We start from the raw sequence: 18,813 nt of genomic DNA on the forward strand, positions 1-18,813 counted from the left end.
GAATCCGTGTACGCGGGTACCGGGGGTAGGCGGCGTCGGGGTGGCAGCGACGGTCACGTCGGCGGGTCCCGTGCGGCACGTCGCACACCGCTCGCCGCGTGTCCGTACTTCGAGCGCCACATGTCGCGTAACGCATTCGTATGTCGCATGTCTAACAGGGAGAGTGCCCATGCCCGCTACTCGCGGTGGACCGGATGTCCTGGTGGTCGGCGGGGGCCTCGCCGGGCTGGCCTGCGCTCGCGATCTGGTGGATGTCGGTCTCGACGTGAAAGTGCTGGAGGCGTCCGACGAGGTGGGCGGGCGCATGCGGTCGGACCGGCATGAGGGCTTCGTCGTCGATCGCGGCTTCCAGGTCTTCAACACCGCCTACCCGCAGGTCCGCCGTCGGCTGCCGCTGCGGGAACTGCGGCTGAGGCCCTTCACCCCGGGCGTCCTCGTGCACACCGACGACGGGCCGCTGCGCTTCAGCGACCCGACCCGCAGGCCGCACAGGCCGTCCGAGCCGTCCAGGTCCCGCAGCCTTCGCGACCTGCGTCCCGGACACCTCGCGGGCACCCGCGACCTCATCGCGCTGGGCGCCCTGTCGGCCCGGGACATGTTCGCGCCCGTCCGGCTGCTCAAACGCGAACGCGCCGAGGAGCGCACCACCCGGACCGCGCTCGCTGCGGCCGGTTTCTCCGAGGAGTTCGTGGAGCGCTTCTTCCGGCCCTTCCTCTCCGGCGTCTTCCTGGAGGACGAGCTGGAGACCTCGGAGCGCGTCTTCCACCTCGTCTGGCGCAGCATGCTGCGCGGCACGCTGTGTCTGCCGGGCGAGGGCATCGGAGCGGTGCCGCGCGCGCTCGCCGCGGCGCTCCCCCGGGCGACCGTCCGTCTGGGCACCCCGGTCGCCCGGCTCACGGACAACGGCGTCGAACTGGACACGGGCGCCGAACTCCCGGCCCGCGCCGTGGTGGTGGCCACCGGCCCCGGTCCGGCCGCCCGTCTGCTGCCGGGGCTGGACGTGCCCGAGTACCGCGTGGTGACGACGTACTACCACGCCGCGACACGGTCCCCGCTCGCCGAGCCCACCCTTCTCACCGACACCCGAAGGCGTTTCCTGAACTCCTGTGTCCTCAGCGAGGTCGTCCCCTCCTACGCACCCGTGGGCATGTCCCTGATCGCCACCTCGGTGCTCGGTGAGGACGGGGAGGGCCGCGAACCGGAGGTCCGGAAGGCACTGGCCGACGCGTACGGCGTCGACACCGGCGGCTGGGACCTGGTGACCGTGCGTACCGTGCCCGACGCACTGCCCGTCATGGCGCCCCCGCAGCCTCTCAGCCGTGCCGCCCGGGTCGCACCCGGACGGTACGTGTGCGGGGACCACCGGGCCACCGGATCGGTGCAGGGAGCACTGGCGTCGGGCTCCCGCGCGGCCCGCGCGGTGGCCCGGGACCTCGGCCGGTAGCCCGTCGTCGCACAGCCACCCGCGGCGCCCCGCGCAACCGCTCGCCGAAGCGTCCCTCAGCCGGTTCTTTCCAGGAGCTCCTTGAGCACCGACTCGGGGTCACGGAGCACCGAGTCGAGCAGGGCCTTGTCGTACGCGGAGTCACCCAGCAGGGATCTGGCCATCGACTCGTACTGCTCCCGTACGGGCCCGAGTTCCGGGGTGCCGCGCTGCGGATGGCCGACGGCGGCCCAGTAGTTCTCGCCGGCGCCGTACGCGGCGACCGCGTGCTCTCCGGCGCCCTGTGCGGCGAGCGCCGAGGCGAGCAGGTCCAGGCCGAGGGCGATGCCGAAGCTGTCGCCGATGCGGCGCTTGCCGTCGAGCATGGAGGCCGCGTGTCCGACGGCGTCCTCGGCACGGTCCTCGAACAGCGAGAGCAGCGCCAACTGGTAGTCGGCGTACGACCGGGCCCACCACTCGCCGCGCACGGTGCAGCCCCGGTGCAGCTCACCGGCCTCGCGGCGGGCCTCCTCGCGCAGTCCCCCGGCCGTCAGGGCGAAGACCCGGATCAGACGGCACAGCACGCGGCCCTCGGAGGCGAAGGGCCCGCCTTCCGCGCTTCCCAGGGCCGCGTCGACCACGAACCGCGCGGCCATCGGCCGGCCCCGCAGCAGATGGACCAGCCCCAGCAGATAGGCGGCGTGCAGCGCGCCTTCGGCCTCCTCCTGCGCCGCGGCCTGCCGCTCGCACGCGAGGGCGAGCCGCTGCGCCGCGTCGTGTTCGCCGCACAGCACCCGGGCGACGCCCAGGGACCACAGGGCCCGCGTACGCACCGCCCCCGGCTCCTCCGTCAGCGCCAGGGCCTCCTCCAGATAGCCGGTGGCCTCCCGCAGATGACCGCAGCAGCTCCAGAAGAAGCCCAGCAGCCCGGCCATTTCGAGCGCCTGCTGCGGCCGGGTGGCGAGGAAGTGGTCTAGCGCGGCGCACAGGTCGGAGTGGGCCGCGGAGACCCACCGGTACGCGTCGATCTGTGTCGGGCCGAGCCAGTCCGCGTGGGCCCGCCGGGTGCGGCGCAGGAAGTACGCCGCGTGCCGCTCCGACAGCACCGTGGTCTCGCCCAGCTCCCCGAGCCACATACGGCCGTACTCGCGCACGGTGTCGAGCATCCGGAAGCGGCCCTCCGCGCGGGACACCACGGACCTGCGCTCCAGCCCCGCCAGCGCCCGCTCGACGTCCGAGGCGCGCAGGGCTTCGTCGGCGCACACCGCGCGCACCGCGTCGGCGTCCACGGCGTCCCGGAACACCGAGAACCTGGCCCACAGCAGACGCTCCGCGGGCTCGCACAGCTCGTGGCTCCAGCCGATCGTGGTGCGCAGCGTCCGATGGCGGAAATGGCCGGGGCCCGGGTTCCGCGCGGAGAGGTCCAGGCGTGAACGCAGACGTTCCTCGACCTCGCCGAGCGTGCGGTGGGCCAGCTGACCGGCCGCCAGCTCCAGCGCGAGCGGGATCCCTTCCAGTTTCCGGCACAGGCGGGCGGCGATCCTGATGTCCTCCGGGCCCATCGGGCCGGTTCCGGTCGCGGCCGCGCGACGGCGGAAGAGTTCCACGGCGTCGGACGCCGGGGGCAGCGGTTCCACGATCACGCGGTGCTCGCCGTCGACCCCCAACGGCTCCCGGCTGGTGGCCAGCACGGTCACTCCCGGGCAGTCGTCGAGGAGCCGGGCGAGCAGTTCACGGCAGGCCGCCGAGAGGTGCTCGCACGAGTCCAGCACCAGCAGGACCTCCTTGCCCGCCAGCCATGCGCACAGCGCGTCCAGCGGTTCGGCCGTCGCGTGATCGGCGAAGTCGAGGGCGTCGGCGACCGTGGCGAGCAGCAGGCGGGCGTTGGTCAGCGGCCACAGGTCGGCCCAGGCCACTCCTCGGGTGCCGGCGCTCATCACCTGCTCCGCCGCGTGCAGCGCGAGCCGGCTCTTGCCCACGCCGCCCACGCCGGTGAGGACGACCAGGCGGTGCCGGTCCAGGGCGTCGGCGACATGTGCCAGTTCCCGGTGTCGTCCGACGAGGTCGTCCGGGGGTTCGGGCAGGTTTCTCAGCACGGTGATCGTCTCTCGTCGGCATGGCTCGGACAGTGCCCGCCGTGGGGTCGGGCGCGCTTCCCACCCTTGATTCCGGACCACCGGGTCTTTCGGACGCACCCCCGTCCGCGAAACCCGGGGCGCGGGCTCCCGATAGCGTGCCGACATGCGCGAGTCACTGTCCGAACCGCCCCCGCCCGCCGCCGCCCGCAGAGCCCATGAGCTGGGTCTCTCCGTCGGGGGCCTGCCCACGGGAACGCACAACGCCCTGACCGATGTGCCCGGTGTCCGCGTCGGGCACACGACGCTGGTCCGGCCGCCGCTCGTACACAGCGGTGTCACCGCGATCGTGCCGGACGGGGTGGGCCCCGGCAGCCCGCTGCCCGCCGGGGTGTTCGCGGGCAACGGCTACGGCAAACTGCTCGGCACCACTCAGCTCGCCGAACTGGGCGCGCTGGAGACGCCGGTGCTGCTCACCTCGACCCTGTCCGCCTTCCGGGTCGCGGACGCCCTGGTCGGCTGGGTCCTGGAGCGGCCCGAGGGGGCGTCCGCGCGGAGCCTGAACCCGGTCGTGGGGGAATGCAACGACGGGCTGCTGTCCGACATCCGCTCGCGTCCGGTCCGTGAGGAACACGTCCGGGCCGCGCTCGACACCGCGTGCGGCGGGCCGGTCGCCGAGGGCAGTGTCGGGGCGGGCACCGGGATGACCGCGCTGGGGTTCAAGGCCGGCATCGGCACCTCGTCACGGCGTGTGCCGCTGGCCGGCCGTGAGGTGACGCTCGGGGTTCTCGTCCAGGCCAACTTCGGCGGCACGCTGCGGGTGTCGGGCCGTGTCGTCACACCGGCCGACGTCGGCGTCCCCACCACGGACCCGGACGTCGGCCCGAACACCTACTCCGACAACGGCCCGGAAGCCACCCGGGAGGCCGGTTCCTGCATGATCGTGGTCGCCACCGACGCGCCGCTGGACGCCCGCCAGTTGACCCGTCTCGCCCGGCGCGCCGTCTTCGGGCTCGCCAGGGCCGGAGCCGCGTACGGCCACGGCAGCGGCGACTACGGCCTCGCCTTCGGCACCTCTCCCCTGGGCACGCCCGCCGGGCCCGCCGTGGTGCCCGACGACCGGCTGGACCCGCTCTTCGTCGCCGTCCTCGACGCCGTGGAGGAAGCGGTTCTCAACTCGCTGCTCACCGCCACCACGACCACGGGCCCGTACGGCCACACCCGGCGTCCCCTGCCCGCGGCACCGCTCCTCGCCCTGCTGAACCGCAGGGATCCGGGCGCCGCGGGGAGCCTCAGCGGTACTCGTTCTCCTTGAACTCGATCACCCGGGCTCCTTGAACTCGGTCACCCGGGCACGGCGTTCACCGAACTCTCAGGGCTGGTGGCTGGGTACCGCGTCCTGGGGCCCGGAGTCGGGACCCGCCAAGCGTGGGTCCGCGGGGCGGGGGGCGTAGATGGGAGCGTCGGCCTGGTAGAAGAGGTCGATGTCGGCCTCCTCGCCGCCGACGATCAGGGTGTCCCACGCACCGCTCTCCTGGAGCGTCCGCAGGGTCGACGGCGCGAGCGTGGCGAGGTGTTCACGCAGTTCCTCGTCGCTCGGCATGCCGGGAAGCCGGGTCTCAAGCCGGTCGCGTATCGCGCGCATCCGTTCGAGCAGCGCGCCCAGGTCGGGCTGTTCTGCCTTGGATTCGGCCTCGGCGGAGCCGGTGGCCCGAGCCGGGACCGCGACGGGCGGCGCCTGGTCCTGCTCCATGCTGCGGGCGATGATGTCCTTGATGGCGCGGGTGGCACCCTGCTCGTCGGTGGTGACCATGGCGTTCCACGCGCGGCTCTTGTGCCGGTACTGCAGCATGGACATCGCCGCCTCGTGCCGGATGAAGTCGGCGTCGCGCAACGGCCGGCCCTGCCAGGTGCGGCTGAGCGAGCGGGCGAGGGACACGGCGGAGGCGAGACCGCTGTTGAGACCGCGCCCCGGCCAGAAGTGGATGGCGTTGGCGGCATCGCCCAGCAGGAAGCCGTACGTTCCCGGGGTCGTCGCGGTGGCGCGGGTGAGCTGTGCCGTGAACCTGGGGCGCTGCACCATGTCGAGCCGGAACGAGGTGATGGCGCTGAGGTCGTCCTCGGCCACGCCGAACAGCTTCAGGCCCTCCCGGATCCGCTTCCACAGATGCGAGCCGCGCAGCAGGGCGGGCAGGAAGAGGGTGCCGTGGGTGGGACAGACGAACTCGTTGTCCTCGTGGCGGCTCATGACGCAGGGGCGGGCGGCGATGCACTCCTCGAAGACCTGGCGGACGGGATCGATGCCGATCACGGCCTTGGTCTCGTCACGGGTGAGCCGCATGTTCAGGAAGCCCTCGCCGCGCAGCGAGTTGAGCAGGAACCTGTTCTGCGACACGGTCAGCAGGACGCTCATCTGGTCCGTGAGCGGCGACTTGACCCGCAGCCCCAGCACCACGTCCTGGAGGTGTTCGCCGTCGAGGGAGTAGATGGACGCGTCGGCCGCGCCGAAACGGTCGGCGTAGTGCTCGCGGGTGCGGGAACGTCCGCCGTCGCAGATCGCCAGAACATGGTCGTTGGCGACCCGGTGCGCGTGCTCCGTGGGGTCGAAGCGCTTGGGCACGAGCCGGATCGCCGACTTGCTGTTGGCCAGTTCCAGCAGCTGGTCCTCGACGTAGGCGATCCGGATGTTGCGGGGAGGCCGGCCTTCGACGGAGTCCGGCCCGACGGGCCACATCTCGGAGAACTGCCCGGAGCCGAACAGCGCGGACTGCATCTCCTCGGTCAGGGCGAGGTACTGCCGGCTCTGGATGGTGACGACCTGCTGGCGGCGTACGTTCCCCTGTGTCTCGTCCTTCCAGGCCACCGTGGAGCCGGTCTTTACCCACCGTCCCTCGTAGACGGTGATGAACACGCGTCCCTGCAGGGCGTTCTCCAGCAGCAGCGCGAAGGCGAGGCCGACCGGGCCGCCGCCTGCGATCGTGACGCGGAGGGCGCTGGGGTTCGCCAGGGCCGTGGGGCGCGGCACATCGAGCTGGGAGAGGTCCATGACCGTCTCCAGAGCCTCCTGCGTCTCGAACAGGAAGGTCTCGTCGCCGATCCGGATGACATCGCCCGGGGCCAGCGCGTGCCGTGTGACGCGCTGTTCGTTGACGTAGGTGCCGTTCCTGCTGTTGCGGTCGTGGAGGACGAACGTGTCGTCCTCCACGACGATCTCGGCGTGCAGCCGGGAAGCGCTGGTGCTGACGATGATCACATCGTTGTCGCTCTTACGACCGAACCGCAGGGGCGCGGTGCCCAGCACCACGCTCTGACCGCTGAAGGGACCCGTGCGTCCCACGATGACCGACGACACTCAAACTCCTTGCAGACACGCCCCGTTGCCGGAACGGGACCGCGCCGGGGCGGCCGATCCGGCACAAGAGCCAACTGGACAGACTGAAATAACTGAACCGACCGGACCGACCGCACCGACGGGCCTGTCCGGACCGCGTGGACCGACTGGACCGACTCGGCCGTCACGAAAAGGGAACCCGGGTGCGACGGACACACCGGGTTCCTGGTCCCGGAACGGTACGGGCCGCATCGAGCCGGTCCGGTCAGTGGGCGGCGGCGGGCCGCGGGCTAATGGCCACCGCCCGGACCGTCACTCGCATGTCAGTGTGAACGGCACCGTGTCGGAGATCGTCTGCTGCGACGACTTGATCTCCACGCCCATCGCGCTCGCCAGCGTCCCCTGCTGCGCGTACGTCGTCACACGTATCGTCTCCTGGTGGGTGCGGGGGCCGCCCTCCGAGAACGACAGCGCCCGCCAGGTCTTGTCGACCACCGAGCCTTCCGCCGAGACCCATCGGTAGGTGAACCGCACCGGCAGCTCCGTCACCTCGAAGGTGGCCGTGAACGCGGGTGCCTCCCCCTGCGGTGGCGGGCAGCTTCCCGCGTAGGTCGTGTTCGTGCCCTTGACCGACACGTTCACCGGCGGCTGCCCCGCGGGGGCCGGGCTCTCGCCTCCCGCGGAAGGGGAGCCGTCCTGTGCCTGCTGTGCGGGCGAACTCTCCTTCGCCGTGGCTCCCTTGCCGTCCGCCTTGTCGCCGTCGCGCGTCAGGGCGTACCCCAGTCCTCCCACGAGCAGGGCGCCCACGACCGTCAGCGCCGCCAGCATGTACGTCTTGCGCCGACCGCGCCGCGACTGGAGGGGGGCGCTCGTCTCTGTGGTGACCGGGTCTGTGGTGACCGGGCCGGTCACCGTCGGGAGCGAGTCCGGAGACAGAGCCTGCGGGGGTGTGACGGGAGTCGCCGGGTGCGCGAGAGGTGCTGCCTGGTGTGTCGGGGCTTCGGACGTTCCGGCGGCGGCGTTCACGGTGTCGTCCGAGGACACGGATCGTGAAGGGGCGGGGTGTGTATCGCCGGCGGCCGTCGCCGAGGTGCCGGAGGAGGTCTGCCCCGGAACGGCGGGCGTGCCGCCTGTGTCCGTCGCCGTGGCGTCGAAGGACGCGGCCTGCGGTGAGTGGGGCGCTGATCCGGTGGGCGCGTCGGCGGTGGTCGCCGCCGTGGTGTCCGCGTAGGAGGACTGCGCCGTCGCGATGCGTGGGTCGGCGGTCCGCTCGGAGCCGGTCGCCGTCGGTGCGCCTTCCGCCGTCGTGACGTCGGAGGACGAGGTCCGCGTCGAGGAGTCCGCCTCCCCGGTGGGCGCGTCGGCGGTGGTCGCCGCCGTGGTCTCGGCGAAGGGGGACTGCGCCGTCGCGATACGTGGATCGGCGGTCCGCGCGGAGACGGTCACCGTCGGTGTGGACTCCGTCGCCGTGGAGTCGGCGTCGGGCGTGCCACCGGCGGCTATGAGCCGCAGGTCCCGTGCCGTCTGTTCGGCGGAGGCCCGCTCGGCGGGGTCCTTGCGCAGGAGGCCGTCGATGACGGAGGCCAGCGGACCGGCCCGGTGCGGGGCCGGCGGGTCGTCGTCGACGACGGCGCGCAGGGTCCCGAGGGCACTGTCCTGCCGGAAGGGCGAACGGCCCTGGACGGCGGTGTGCAGCAGGACGCCGAGGGACCACAGGTCCGTCGCGGGACCCAGAGCGCGGCCCAGTGCCTGTTCCGGCGCGAGGTACTCGGGGGAACCGACGACCTCGCCGGTCATGGTGAGCGCGGTGTCGCCCACCACCATGGCGATGCCGAAGTCGGTGAGGATCACTCTCTGGCCGTCGTCGGCGAGCAGGACGTTGGCCGGCTTCACGTCGCGGTGCAGCACATCGGCGGCGTGCGCGGCGCGCAGTGCGCCCAGGACCTCCGCGCCGATCCGCGCGGTCTCCTGCGGGCTCAACGCACCCTGTGTCGCGATCAGTTCCGCGAGCGAGCGGCCCCGCACCAGCTCCATCACGATCCAGGGGCGGTCGCCGTCGGTGACCACGTCGTGAACGGTGATCACGCTGGGGGCGGTGATACGTGCCGCGGCCCACGCCTCCCGCTCCAGCCGGGTGTACATGCGCTGGATCTTGTCGGCGGACAGCCCGGAGGGGGCGCGCACCTCCTTGATGGCGACCTCGCGGCGCAGCACCTCGTCACGAGCACGCCACACGGTTCCCATGCCGCCCTCCCCGAGGGTGGACAGCAGACGGTAGCGATCAGCGACCAGCCGCTCAGGGCTCGCATCCGGAGACACTGTGTCCTGGTGGTCCATCGGGGAGGATCTCCCTTGTCTTCTAGGTGTGAATGAGCGCCCGGACGTTGTGCGTCCGATCGGCACCTCTCGCCACCCCGGTGCTCTTGACTACCAACTACGTGCAAGGCAGGGGCCGTTCGGTTGCTGCAGTCTAGCCCTGCCGTCAGTCGCATTCGGACAACGTCAGTCGTAAATTGTCCGTATCTGTTCAGACCACACCGGTTGGCACTTCGGATTGCGCGTGGGGTGGGGACCGGGGCCACCGGATGGCTGCCCACTGGGCTTTCGCGCCGCGCATCGCGCCTGGTGACGCGCCCCAACCGGCCGCTGTCCCGGCAGGTGGACCACGTACATGAACGGGTCAGACCGCGCAGGCGGCGCATCGGGGAGCCCTGCCGTCCGGTTCCGCGCGTTCGGCGCGTTCGGCGCGTTCGGCGCGTTCGGCGCGTTCGACCGGCGAGTCTTGCCGCCCGGGTTCGACCTGTGCACGACAAAAAGCTTGCATACGGCAACAACGCCGGAATCCTGGACCAGATGCCTCTTATAGGCTTGGCCTGTTCTGGGGCTGCCGGGCAATGGTGCTCAGCGCGACGGACCAGGGACCAGGGGGACTGGAGATGCCCCCGGGCCCGGCCTCGCCTCCCATTGCCGGACCACCGTCTTTGAAAGGTCTCCCGCACCATGCCCCTGGCCCTGCTGGCCCTTGCCGTCGTCGCGTTCGGCATCGGCACCACCGAGTTCGCCACCATGGGGCTGCTGCCCCAGATCGCCGACGGGGTCGGAGTGTCCGTGCCGCACGCCGGCAACCTCGTCTCCGCCTACGCGCTCGGGGTCGTCGTCGGCGCCCCCGTCCTCACGGGCATCGGTGCGCGCATACCCCACAAGCGGCTGCTGCTGCTCCTGACCGGGCTGTTCATCCTCGGCAACGCCGCGTCCGCACTCGCCCCCAACTACGGTCTGCTGTTCGCCGCCCGCTTTCTGGCGGGCCTGCCGCACGGAGCGCTGTTCGGTGTGGGAGCGGTCGTCGCCTCCCGGCTGGTGGCTCCCGATCGGGCGGCCCGCGCCGTCTCGAAGATGTTCCTCGGGCTGACCGTCGCGAACATCGTCGGCGTCCCGGCCAGCACGGCGCTCGGGCAGCAGCTCGGCTGGCGCTCGGCCTACTGGGCGGTCGCCGTCATCGGCCTCCTCGCCTTTGTCGCGCTGGCCTTCTTCGTCCCTCATCAACCGCGCGCGCAGCAGTCGGGCATCCGGCACGAGCTGCGGGCGATGGGCAACAAGCAGGTCGCGATCGGCCTGGCCACGGCCGTCGTCGGATTCGGTGGCTTCTTCGCCGTCTACAGCTACCTCGTGCCCATGCTGACGAACCTGACGGGCATCTCCGACACATCGACCACCCTGGTGCTCGCGCTCTACGGCGTCGGCATGACCGCCGGCACGCTGATCGCGGGCCCGCTCACGGACCGTGCCCTGCGGCCGACGCTGTACGTGGGACTCGCCCTGCTCGCCGCGGCACTGGTGGTGTTCTACTTCACCGTCCACAGCACCGTGCCCGCCCTGATCACGATCACCTTCATCGGCGCGATGGGTTCCCTCATCACCACGCCCGTCCAGATGCTCCTCATGGCCAAGGCGAAGAACGCTCCGACCATGGCGGCGGCCTCCAACCACTCCGCCTTCAATCTGGCCAACGCCGGCGGTGCCTGGCTCGGCGGCCTGGTCATCTCGGCGGGCTGGGGCTGGGCCGCGCCCAACCTGGTCGGCGCGGCCCTCGCCGTCGCAGGCCTCGGCCTCGCCTTCACCGGGGGCCTCATGGACCGGGGCGGCCCCCGCTCCGAGACGATCACTTCGTCCGTCGGGAAAGCGGAGGTCACGACGGTGGGAGAGGGTACGGAGTCCCGGCGTACGTAGCCCCACGGCTCAGGTGGCTCCGCACAGGGCCCGGGGATGCGGACGATCTCTCCACGGAGCGACTCACGTGGGAGCCCGCTCGGCGGAATAAATGCAGGGCGTGTGCGGGGCCTGCTTTGCGATGCTTGTCGCCGGGTCGGGGTTTCGGTCCCGGCTCGGGTTCGGGCCGTTGTCCCCGGACGTGTACGTGTACTCAGAGGCGAGGGGAGAACGGCATGGAGCCGGCAGAGCTCCGCCGCGCGATCGCGGCAGGCCGCACGGCCGCTGCGGAGCTGGGCCTTCAGGTCGACGACGCGATCGTCGTCCAGAACTCGGACCGCCTCGCGCTGCGCCTGATCCCCTGCGATGTTCTGGCTCGGGTCGCCCCATCGGGGCATCTGACGGGATCCGAGTTCGAGGTGGAGGTTGCTCGGCGCCTCACCGATGTCGACGCTCCGGTGGCCGAGCTCGATCCCCGGGTCGAGCCCCGGGTCCATGTGCGTGACACCTTCGCCGTCTCGCTCTGGACCTACTACGAGCCGGTGGGGCCGCCAGAGATCGCACCGGCCGACTACGCCGACGTATTCCTGCGGCATCATGCCGCCCTGCGTCGGATCGAGCTGGACGCACCTCATTGCACCGATCGAGTCGCCATGGCGCTGAAAGCGGTGAACGACCGGGAGCAGTCCCCCGAGCTGCCCGACCACGACCGGGACTTCCTCAGCAGCACGCTCAGTGGACTGGGTGCCGCGATCGGCATCGACGGAGCCGGCGACCAGTTGCTGCACGGCGAGCCCCATCCGGGCAACCTCCTGAACACGCGAAAAGGGCCGCTTTTCGTAGACCTCGGCACGGCCTGCCGTGGGCCGATCGAGTTCGACCTCGCCCACGCGCCCGAAGAAGTGGGCGAGCACTATGCGGGGGCCGACCACGGCCTGATCCACCGGTGCCGCGCCCTGAACTGGGCGATGTTCTCGGCCTGGCGGTGGCGCCGAGACGACCAACTGCCTGACCGGGCCCACTGGCGAGTCGAGGGCCTCAGGCGGGTCGGTGCCGCACTCGATCGCTGCGGACCGAACTGATATCGCGACGGAGGGACCGGCTGACCGACAGCGGGCCGACCGACCCTCGGTCCACCGTCTCGACGCCGATGTGACGCGCACCACTCTCCGGGCGCTTCGGGTGGAGCATGCACGATCATGATCCGAATGGACGCTCGTTTCGTCGGCATCGCCGACCTGGCCGAAGCCCCCTCCGTGGCGGTCGTGGTCGACGTCATGCGTGCTTTCACCGTGGCGGCCTGGGCATTCGCCCAGGGCGCGGAAAAGATCGTTCTCGCCGAGTCGCTGGACGAAGCCCTGGCACTCAGGGCTCGCCACCCGGATTGGGCGGCGCTCAAGGACGGTCCACCCGCGCCCGGATTCGACATGGTCAACTCACCGGGCCTGCTGCGGTCTGTCGACCTCGGCGGACGGACCGTCGTGCAGAAGACGACGGCAGGGACGGTCGGCGCCCTTGCGGTCAAGGAGGCGGCGCTGGTGCTGTGCGCCGGCTTCGTGGTGGCGGAGGCAACGGCTCAGCTGTTGCGGACACGCAAGAGCGACAGTGTCACGTTCGTGGTCACCGGCGAGGACGGGCAGGCCGAGGAAGACCTGGCGTGCTCCCAGTACATCGCTCGCAGGGCCACCGGCGCTCGGACGGACCCTGCCGAGTTCCTCCGCCGTGCCGCCGAGTCACGTGCCGCCGCCGAACTGGCGGCGGGGGTGCGTCAAGGGGTCCACCCTGATGACGTTGCGCTCTGCCTTGAGGTCGACCGGTTCCCCTTCGCCATGGTGGCGGCCTTGGAAGACTCACTCATGGTCCTGCGTCCGCACGGCAGGACGTGACGGTGGGGCGGCGCTCGTCCGCCCCACCACACCCCCGCTGTACGGCTCGGTCGGTCAGCGCAGGTTCGCGCCGAAGTGCGCGTCCGTGCTGGGCGCGCCGAGGTCGTCGGCGCCGAACGCGAAGGACGAGGTGGCGGTGAGGCCGCTCGCCGTGCCGTTGAGCACCCAGACCGCGCCGTTCTCGCTGTTCTCGGCCGTGGAACCGGCCGCGAGGTCGCGGTGACCGTCGCCGTTGATGTCCAGCAGGGCGCTGCTCACGCCGAACCGGTCGTTGTTCTCGGCCACTCCGGGCACCTCGGCGGTGTTCTGGTGGAAGGTCTGCGTACCGGCGCCCGTGACGCCGGTGGCGCTGCCGTGGACCAGGGCGATCGAGCCCGCGTCGGTGAGGTCGCCGATGTCCTCGCCCGGGATACCGAGGGCGATGTCGGCGTAGCCGTCACCCGTGACGTCCGCGACCGACACCGTGGAGCCGAGGCCGTCGCCCTCCTCCTCCACGCCGGGGAAGCCGGGCAGGTCCTGGTCGAAGGACTGCACGTTGCTCTCGGACAGGCCGGAGGCCGAGCCGAAGGCGATCTGGACCTTGGTGCTCCAGCCGCCGCCCGTCACCACGTCGTCGAAGCCGTCCCCGTTCACGTCCCCGATGCCCGTGCCCGCGCCGTTGTCGGTGCCGTCCTGGGGCACCCAGTCTCCTCTGGTGAAGCCCGTGCTGCCGCCGCCGAGCAGCAGACGGTTGCCCCAGCTACCGTCGCCCGAGTAGGCCAACTGGACGATGTCGTCCTTGCCGTCGCCGTTGACGTCGCCGACCTGTCCGTTGACGACGGGGCCGGTGATCGAGGTCGGACCGTTCTCACAGCCACCGCCGGTGGCGCAGGACTCGTCGTCCTCGCTGTAACCCCACCACAGGGACTTGTCCAGGATGGGCAGGGTGGCGGCGGGCGTGCCGGCCCGTGACACCGGGCCCTTCCACACAGCGGCCGGAGCGCCGGAGGGGTCGTCGCCGCTGACGGACTGGGCGGAGAACAGGGCAAGGTCCGTCTTGCCGTCACCGTCGAAGTCACCCGTCTGCGGTGAGGCCCCGTAGCCCGCGAGGTCCGTACCGCCGGTGAGCCCGGTGGCGGAGCCCCAGAGGATGACCGATCCGGCCTTGCCGCCCGCGATCACGAGGTCGCTGAAGCCGTCACCGTCGAGGTCGCCCTTGGCGAAGGTCGCCCCGAAGTGCTGGTTCGCGGTGGCGGAGCCGGGAACGCCGCTGGTGGAGCGGCTGATGAGCTTCTTGTCGGAGGCGGAGACGCCACTGGCGGAGCCGTACGTGACAGCGACGTAGCCCGCCTTGGCCTTGCTCGAAATCGTGGCGTCCGGGGCCGCCACGACCAGGTCGGCGTAGCCGTCGCCGTTGAAGTCGTCCTGCGCGTCCGCGGAGGCGGTGGCCGCCTGCGCCGAGGCCCCGGTGAGGGCCATGGCGCCGAATCCCCCGGCGAGCAGCACCGCGGCTGCCAGGGGTGCGGTGAGCGCGGTACGAGTTCTGCGGTGTGCTCGGGACATACATGAGCCTTTCGAGTCGGTCGTCCGTCGTCGCATTCCGCTCCTGTGCGCGGAATGCCGCGTTCACTGAGTCCGACTCGATCAGGGCACCCCCAGTTGTACGTCCCAATGTCATGGATTCGTAACCGAGGAGACAGGTGTGACCGTGAACTCCCTTCTGATGAAGGGGAGTTCAGCGTGCGGCACCGACCTCTCCGCTGACGACGGGGTCCACGTTTCGCGGTGACTGCAATGCACGGACGGCGGCAACGTGACCGCCGTGATGTCATGTACGAGGTCAGGCAAGGCCGAGATCCGATCGGGGCCAGGGCGTGGGCCGAGCCGTAGGCCGATCGCGTGGAACGCTTCGACGGCGATCCGTTCCGTCCGGGCGGAGAATGACCGGTGGGCGCGACAAGGATCACGAGGAGAGGAACAGCGATGAAGCACGTCGAACTGCGTGACCTGGACGTTGCCCGTATCGGTCTGGGTGCGATGGGCATGTCCCACGGCTACACCGGCGCCGGGGCCGACGACGCCGAGTCCGTCCGTACCATCCACCGCGCCCTGGAACTGGGCGTCACCCTCATCGACACCGCCGAGGTCTACGGGCCGTACACCAACGAGGAACTCGTCGGCCGTGCCCTGAAGGGCCGCCGGGACCAGGTCGTGTTGGCGACCAAGTTCGGCCTGATCTCCCACACCGGCCGCCAAGGCGGCACCGACAGCAGCCCGGCGAACGTCCGCGCCGCCGTAGAGGGCTCCCTCAAGCGCCTCGGCACCGATCACATCGACTTGTACTACCAGCACCGCGTCGACGCCGGCACCCCGATCGAGGACACCGTCGGGTGTTTGGCCGAGCTGGTCGCCGAGGGCAAGATCGGGCACATCGGTCTCTCCGAGGCCGGACCCGACACCATCCGTCGCGCCCACGCCGTGCATCCGGTGACCGCTGTCCAGTCCGAGTACTCGCTGTTCACCCGCGACCCCGAGGCCCGCGTGCTGCCGGTACTGCGCGAACTGAACATCGGCTTCGTCCCCTTCTCCCCCCTCGGGCGCGGCTTCCTTACCGGCGCGATCCGCTCCACCGATCAGTTCGACCCCACCGACTTCCGGGCGGACAACCCCCGGTTCACCGACGAGAACTTCCAGCACAACCTGCGCCTGGCCGACGAGGTCGCCGCCGTCGCGGCCCGGATCGGCGCCACCCCGGCCCAGGTCGCCCTTGCCTGGCTGCTGGCGCAGGGCGACGACATCGCGCCCATCCCCGGCACCCGCCGCGTGAACCGCGTCGAGGAGAACACCGCCGCCGACGCCGTGCACCTCACGGACGAGCAACTCGCCCAGCTCACCAGCCTTCCCCCGGCCGCCGGTGACACCCACACCGAGGCCCAGATGCGGATGATGGAGCGCTGACCCCGCTCGTTGCCAATACCAAGGGTTGGCGGGTACCTGGGGGTCGGCAGGTACCTGGGCGCTCTGAGGCCAGTTCACGCGGCGGCCGCGCAGAGGCTACAAAATGCGGTGGCCCCCGGAACAGGAGTTCCGGGGGCCACCGATGTCCGACGAGAACGTCAGGCGGGCGTGATGTTCTCCGCCTGCGGGCCCTTCTGGCCCTGCGTGACGTCGAAGTTCACGACCTGGCCCTCCTGCAGCTCACGGAAGCCGGAGGCGTTGATGTTGGAGTAGTGCGCGAACACGTCCGGCCCGCCACCCTCCTGCTCGATGAAGCCGAAGCCCTTTTCGGCGTTGAACCACTTGACAGTTCCCTTGGCCATGCTCGTGCCTTCCAGTCGATATCGGACCCGCACAACACGAGCCCGGAGGTGATCGCCCTGGTCCTGCACTGCACAGCAAAATGCCCGCACCGGAGCGCGGGCAGGTACTGCGAACCACGACATCTGACGATGACGCTACACGGAGAAACCGCCCACCACCAGGGAACAACGGCCATGATCCGAACCGCGTCGCGCAGGCTGCCCCGCGGCCCTTCGCGCGACGCCGTGTCAGATGCCCGAGAGCACCGATCGGAAAAGGGCCGGGCCCGGATGGTCGACCGACGTACAACCCGTCGCTTTGAGAACCGACACCGCTCCGGCGCCCGCCCCGGGGTCCGGTCTCACGCTGATGTTCTTGCAGGTCCAGCCGCCGGTACCGTTGAAATACCGGACCCTTCCGGGCCCGTCGTACGTGGTGGGCTGCCCGCAGTCGTAGCCCTCCACTGATGCACCGTCACCGATAACGTAGATCATCTGGCAGTCGAACGTCCGCCCGTCGTCGGCGCGTGCGGTATCGGCAACGGCATCGGCGCGTGCGGTATCGGAAAGCAGCAGCAGCCCTCCCCCGGCAAGAGCGACAGCACCGAACAGGGACGCAGCCTTCGTGACCAATGGAACGCGCATGGGGAGAGACCTTTCGTGCAGGAGCGGCCGGTCCGCTCGGGGACCGGGACACGGGAAGTACCGCGCACTCTGTCTACCGGCAGCCGGGCCGCGCCACGCCTGCCGACGGCGGCACCACCCACACGGCCCTGCACCCCTGACTCCGGCGCGGCGGCCCTCTCCTGAGTCGGCCTCACCCCTGCACGGGCCCGAAGAGTTGTTGAGTCAGCGGGCCCGTGAGTGGCTGGACCTCAGGGAGCGTCCAGACTCACACCCGAGAGCCTGCGCATCGCCCGTAGGAAGTCGGGAACGTCTGTGAGCTCGTTCAGTCCCTCCTCGTACGCCTCGATGCGGCGGCCATGGTCCGCTGTCAGGTCAGCGAGCCGAGGCATCAACCCCACCGGTGAGGCCACGATGAGCGAGTCGTAGTAGCCCAGGTCGCATCCGATCGTCAGGTCGACGAAGACGCCATCGTCACCGAGGACTTCGGCCGGCGTGGGACGAGTCGGGCCGCGCAACGCCGATGCCAGTCGGGTGAAACGCTCAGGGCCGGGAGCGACAGCGAACACGCTGATCTCCGCAGAGGCGTCGCACAGCACGGCGTGCAGGGCGGCCACCAGATCCCGCGGCGTCTCCAGCGGGAACACGCCCGCGCGAGCGGCGTTCTCCGCCTGCCATGGGGTGGGGTTCGGGCCCTTCGTGATCGCCGAACGCCCAGGAACGAAGCCCCGGTCTCTCAGCGCGGCGGTTGTCTGTTCGGCGTCGACCTCATACTCCCAGTCCACCAACGCGGGCGCCCGCCCCAGCAGCCGTTCGGCCTCTTCCCGGTAGTACGTCGGGATCGCATAACGGGCCAGCCCAGCCGTCAGACGCCAGACGAAGCCGAGATAGACGGCGACCTCTTCCATGTTGTTGTTGTTCACCGCCCACTCGGTGAACGGAGTCCTGTCCTGAGGCCAGGCCTCGAACAGCCCTGGCCAGTGCCGACTCACGGCCGTGTTGTCGCCCGGGAGGTAGCGGTGGACATGGACGCCCTCAGTCTCGTCGGCCTCGAAGGCGATCGGATGCACGGCGCCAACCTAACCGCCGCCGCATCGCCGACGCTCAAGGTTTTACGCCCCCCCCGTCGCGCCTCCCCTGACCGCCTTCCGGACTCAAGCGGTCACTCGGGAGCCGAACATGCCTGTCTGCGGGAGAGAGTCAGTCTGCGTCGCTCCCGGTCGATTTCCGTGACGACGACCGTGACCTCGTCACCGGCCTGGACGGCGTCCGCCGGACTCTCCACATGTGTCCATGTGAGTTCCGTCAGATGGACCAATCCCTCGATCCCGTCGGCGACCTGGACGAAGACACCGAACGGGACCAGCTTGGTGATCCGCCCCCGCAGCGTCTGCCCCACCGTGATGGCGTCGAGGAACGTGTGGAACGGGTCGGGCTGCCCTGCCCGCAAGGACAGTCTTGCCTCTCCGTTGCATGTGTCGAACTGCAGGAACTCGCACGCGACGCGCTGTCCCACCTGAACGACGTCCGAAGCTGCCTCGAAGCGCCGCCAGGACAGTTCGGCCATGCTGATGAACCCGACACCGGGGAAGACCGGGTGTGCGGGGCCGTCGTCCAACGCCACGAACACACCGAACCGTTCGATCGACGTGACGGTGCCCGCAAGCATCCCGCCGCGCGGGAGCGATTTCAGGAACGCCCAGAGCTCCGGGTTCTCCGTGGCGGCCATGGACAGCCGGACTCGGCCCTGGTCCGGATCGATGGAGGTCACCTCGGCGGTGATCCGCCGGCCGACCTCCACCGCCGCGTCGGCCGCCTGACGCCAGGACAGGTCCAACGGCCCGACAAACCCCAGCGGACGTGCGGGGAACCCGTCAAGGGTCACCGAGGCCCCTCGAAACACCTCTGCCACGGTCCCACCACAGATGTCACCGACCTGAAGAGCGGCCAGGAACCGCCGTGAAGCCTCATCGCCCACCGCTCCACCCAT

14 protein-coding genes are annotated in these 18,813 nt (G+C 70.6%); 6 read left to right on the forward strand and 8 right to left on the reverse strand.

Translation table 11 applies throughout. From position 1 onward, the window contains the following. Positions 1 to 169: 169 nt before the first annotated feature. The gene (locus OHS59_RS02545; protein ID WP_328491731.1) at positions 170 to 1,444 is read left to right on the forward strand and encodes an NAD(P)/FAD-dependent oxidoreductase; all 1,275 of its coding nucleotides are present in this window, start codon (positions 170 to 172) and stop codon (positions 1,442 to 1,444) included. A 56-nt stretch (positions 1,445 to 1,500) separates the two neighbouring features. Here the strand turns inward: OHS59_RS02545 and OHS59_RS02550 are convergent, their stop codons facing one another. Next, positions 1,501 to 3,519: an ATP-binding protein gene (locus OHS59_RS02550; protein WP_328491732.1), complete on the reverse strand. Its 2,019-nt coding sequence runs from the start codon at positions 3,517 to 3,519 to the stop codon at positions 1,501 to 1,503. Positions 3,520 to 3,664: 145 nt separating this feature from the next. Between OHS59_RS02550 and OHS59_RS02555 the strand changes: the two genes are divergently transcribed. Next, positions 3,665 to 4,813 (forward strand): P1 family peptidase, encoded by a 1,149-nt coding sequence (locus OHS59_RS02555; protein WP_328491733.1) that lies wholly within the window; start codon positions 3,665 to 3,667, stop codon positions 4,811 to 4,813. A gap of 57 nt (positions 4,814 to 4,870) precedes the next feature. Here OHS59_RS02555 and OHS59_RS02560 read toward each other — a convergent pair whose 3' ends face one another. Continuing rightward, on the reverse strand, positions 4,871 to 6,850 hold the full coding sequence (locus OHS59_RS02560) for an FHA domain-containing protein (RefSeq protein ID WP_328491734.1): 1,980 nt from the start codon (positions 6,848 to 6,850) through the stop codon (positions 4,871 to 4,873). Between the two features lie 291 nt (positions 6,851 to 7,141). Next, a complete protein-coding gene (locus tag OHS59_RS02565) occupies positions 7,142 to 9,166 on the reverse strand; it encodes a serine/threonine-protein kinase (protein WP_328491735.1) in 2,025 nt (674 codons plus the stop codon). A 663-nt stretch (positions 9,167 to 9,829) separates the two neighbouring features. On the opposite strand from OHS59_RS02565, the gene OHS59_RS02570 reads away from it, so the two are divergent. The 3 genes from OHS59_RS02570 to OHS59_RS02580 all read left to right on the forward strand — a co-directional run bounded on the left by OHS59_RS02570 (position 9,830) and on the right by OHS59_RS02580 (position 12,921). Continuing rightward, positions 9,830 to 11,056, forward strand: a complete 1,227-nt coding sequence (locus OHS59_RS02570; protein ID WP_328491736.1) for an MFS transporter — start codon at positions 9,830 to 9,832, stop codon at positions 11,054 to 11,056. 215 nt (positions 11,057 to 11,271) lie between these two features. After that, on the forward strand, positions 11,272 to 12,117 hold the full coding sequence (locus tag OHS59_RS02575) for a phosphotransferase (protein ID WP_328491737.1): 846 nt from the start codon (positions 11,272 to 11,274) through the stop codon (positions 12,115 to 12,117). Positions 12,118 to 12,243: 126 nt separating this feature from the next. Continuing rightward, complete coding sequence (locus OHS59_RS02580) at positions 12,244 to 12,921, forward strand: 2-phosphosulfolactate phosphatase (RefSeq protein ID WP_328499020.1); 678 nt, start codon at positions 12,244 to 12,246, stop codon at positions 12,919 to 12,921. A 54-nt stretch (positions 12,922 to 12,975) separates the two neighbouring features. On the opposite strand, the gene OHS59_RS02585 is transcribed toward OHS59_RS02580, so the two are convergent. Continuing rightward, the gene (locus tag OHS59_RS02585) at positions 12,976 to 14,463 is read right to left on the reverse strand and encodes an FG-GAP and VCBS repeat-containing protein (protein ID WP_328491738.1); all 1,488 of its coding nucleotides are present in this window, start codon (positions 14,461 to 14,463) and stop codon (positions 12,976 to 12,978) included. Positions 14,464 to 14,883: 420 nt separating this feature from the next. Here OHS59_RS02585 and OHS59_RS02590 point away from each other — a divergent pair, with 420 nt between their 5' ends. After that, positions 14,884 to 15,858 carry an aldo/keto reductase gene (locus OHS59_RS02590; RefSeq protein ID WP_328491739.1) on the forward strand — a complete coding sequence of 325 codons (975 nt, stop codon included), beginning with the start codon at positions 14,884 to 14,886 and terminating at the stop codon, positions 15,856 to 15,858. Between the two features lie 158 nt (positions 15,859 to 16,016). Here OHS59_RS02590 and OHS59_RS02595 read toward each other — a convergent pair whose 3' ends face one another. From OHS59_RS02595 to OHS59_RS02610, 4 genes are all read right to left on the reverse strand, one after another. Then, the gene (locus OHS59_RS02595; protein WP_107014587.1) at positions 16,017 to 16,220 is read right to left on the reverse strand and encodes a cold-shock protein; all 204 of its coding nucleotides are present in this window, start codon (positions 16,218 to 16,220) and stop codon (positions 16,017 to 16,019) included. Between the two features lie 228 nt (positions 16,221 to 16,448). Then, a complete protein-coding gene (locus tag OHS59_RS02600) occupies positions 16,449 to 16,844 on the reverse strand; it encodes a hypothetical protein (RefSeq protein ID WP_328491740.1) in 396 nt (131 codons plus the stop codon). Positions 16,845 to 17,074: 230 nt separating this feature from the next. Further along, positions 17,075 to 17,893: a hypothetical protein gene (locus OHS59_RS02605; protein ID WP_328491741.1), complete on the reverse strand. Its 819-nt coding sequence runs from the start codon at positions 17,891 to 17,893 to the stop codon at positions 17,075 to 17,077. Positions 17,894 to 17,985: 92 nt separating this feature from the next. Then, complete coding sequence (locus tag OHS59_RS02610; protein WP_443061372.1) at positions 17,986 to 18,813, reverse strand: S1 RNA-binding domain-containing protein; 828 nt, start codon at positions 18,811 to 18,813, stop codon at positions 17,986 to 17,988.

The sequence above is a fragment of the Streptomyces sp. NBC_00414 genome, from assembly GCF_036038375.1.
Lineage (GTDB): Bacteria > Actinomycetota > Actinomycetes > Streptomycetales > Streptomycetaceae > Streptomyces.

What these genes read in the sequence shown, in the direction of transcription:
- OHS59_RS02575 (WP_328491737.1), top strand. Translation starts at nt 11,272, where the DNA reads ATGGAGCCGGCAGAGCTCCGCCGCGCGATCGCGGCAGGCCGCACGGCC.
- OHS59_RS02600 (WP_328491740.1), bottom strand. Translation starts at nt 16,844, where the DNA reads ATGCGCGTTCCATTGGTCACGAAGGCTGCGTCCCTGTTCGGTGCTGTC.
- OHS59_RS02590 (WP_328491739.1), top strand. Translation starts at nt 14,884, where the DNA reads ATGAAGCACGTCGAACTGCGTGACCTGGACGTTGCCCGTATCGGTCTG.
- OHS59_RS02570 (WP_328491736.1), top strand. Translation starts at nt 9,830, where the DNA reads ATGCCCCTGGCCCTGCTGGCCCTTGCCGTCGTCGCGTTCGGCATCGGC.
- OHS59_RS02595 (WP_107014587.1), bottom strand. Translation starts at nt 16,220, where the DNA reads ATGGCCAAGGGAACTGTCAAGTGGTTCAACGCCGAAAAGGGCTTCGGC.
- OHS59_RS02545 (WP_328491731.1), top strand. Translation starts at nt 170, where the DNA reads ATGCCCGCTACTCGCGGTGGACCGGATGTCCTGGTGGTCGGCGGGGGC.
- OHS59_RS02610 (WP_443061372.1), bottom strand. Translation starts at nt 18,813, where the DNA reads ATGGGTGGAGCGGTGGGCGATGAGGCTTCACGGCGGTTCCTGGCCGCT.
- OHS59_RS02585 (WP_328491738.1), bottom strand. Translation starts at nt 14,463, where the DNA reads ATGTCCCGAGCACACCGCAGAACTCGTACCGCGCTCACCGCACCCCTG.
- OHS59_RS02580 (WP_328499020.1), top strand. Translation starts at nt 12,244, where the DNA reads ATGGACGCTCGTTTCGTCGGCATCGCCGACCTGGCCGAAGCCCCCTCC.
- OHS59_RS02555 (WP_328491733.1), top strand. Translation starts at nt 3,665, where the DNA reads ATGCGCGAGTCACTGTCCGAACCGCCCCCGCCCGCCGCCGCCCGCAGA.
- OHS59_RS02565 (WP_328491735.1), bottom strand. Translation starts at nt 9,166, where the DNA reads ATGGACCACCAGGACACAGTGTCTCCGGATGCGAGCCCTGAGCGGCTG.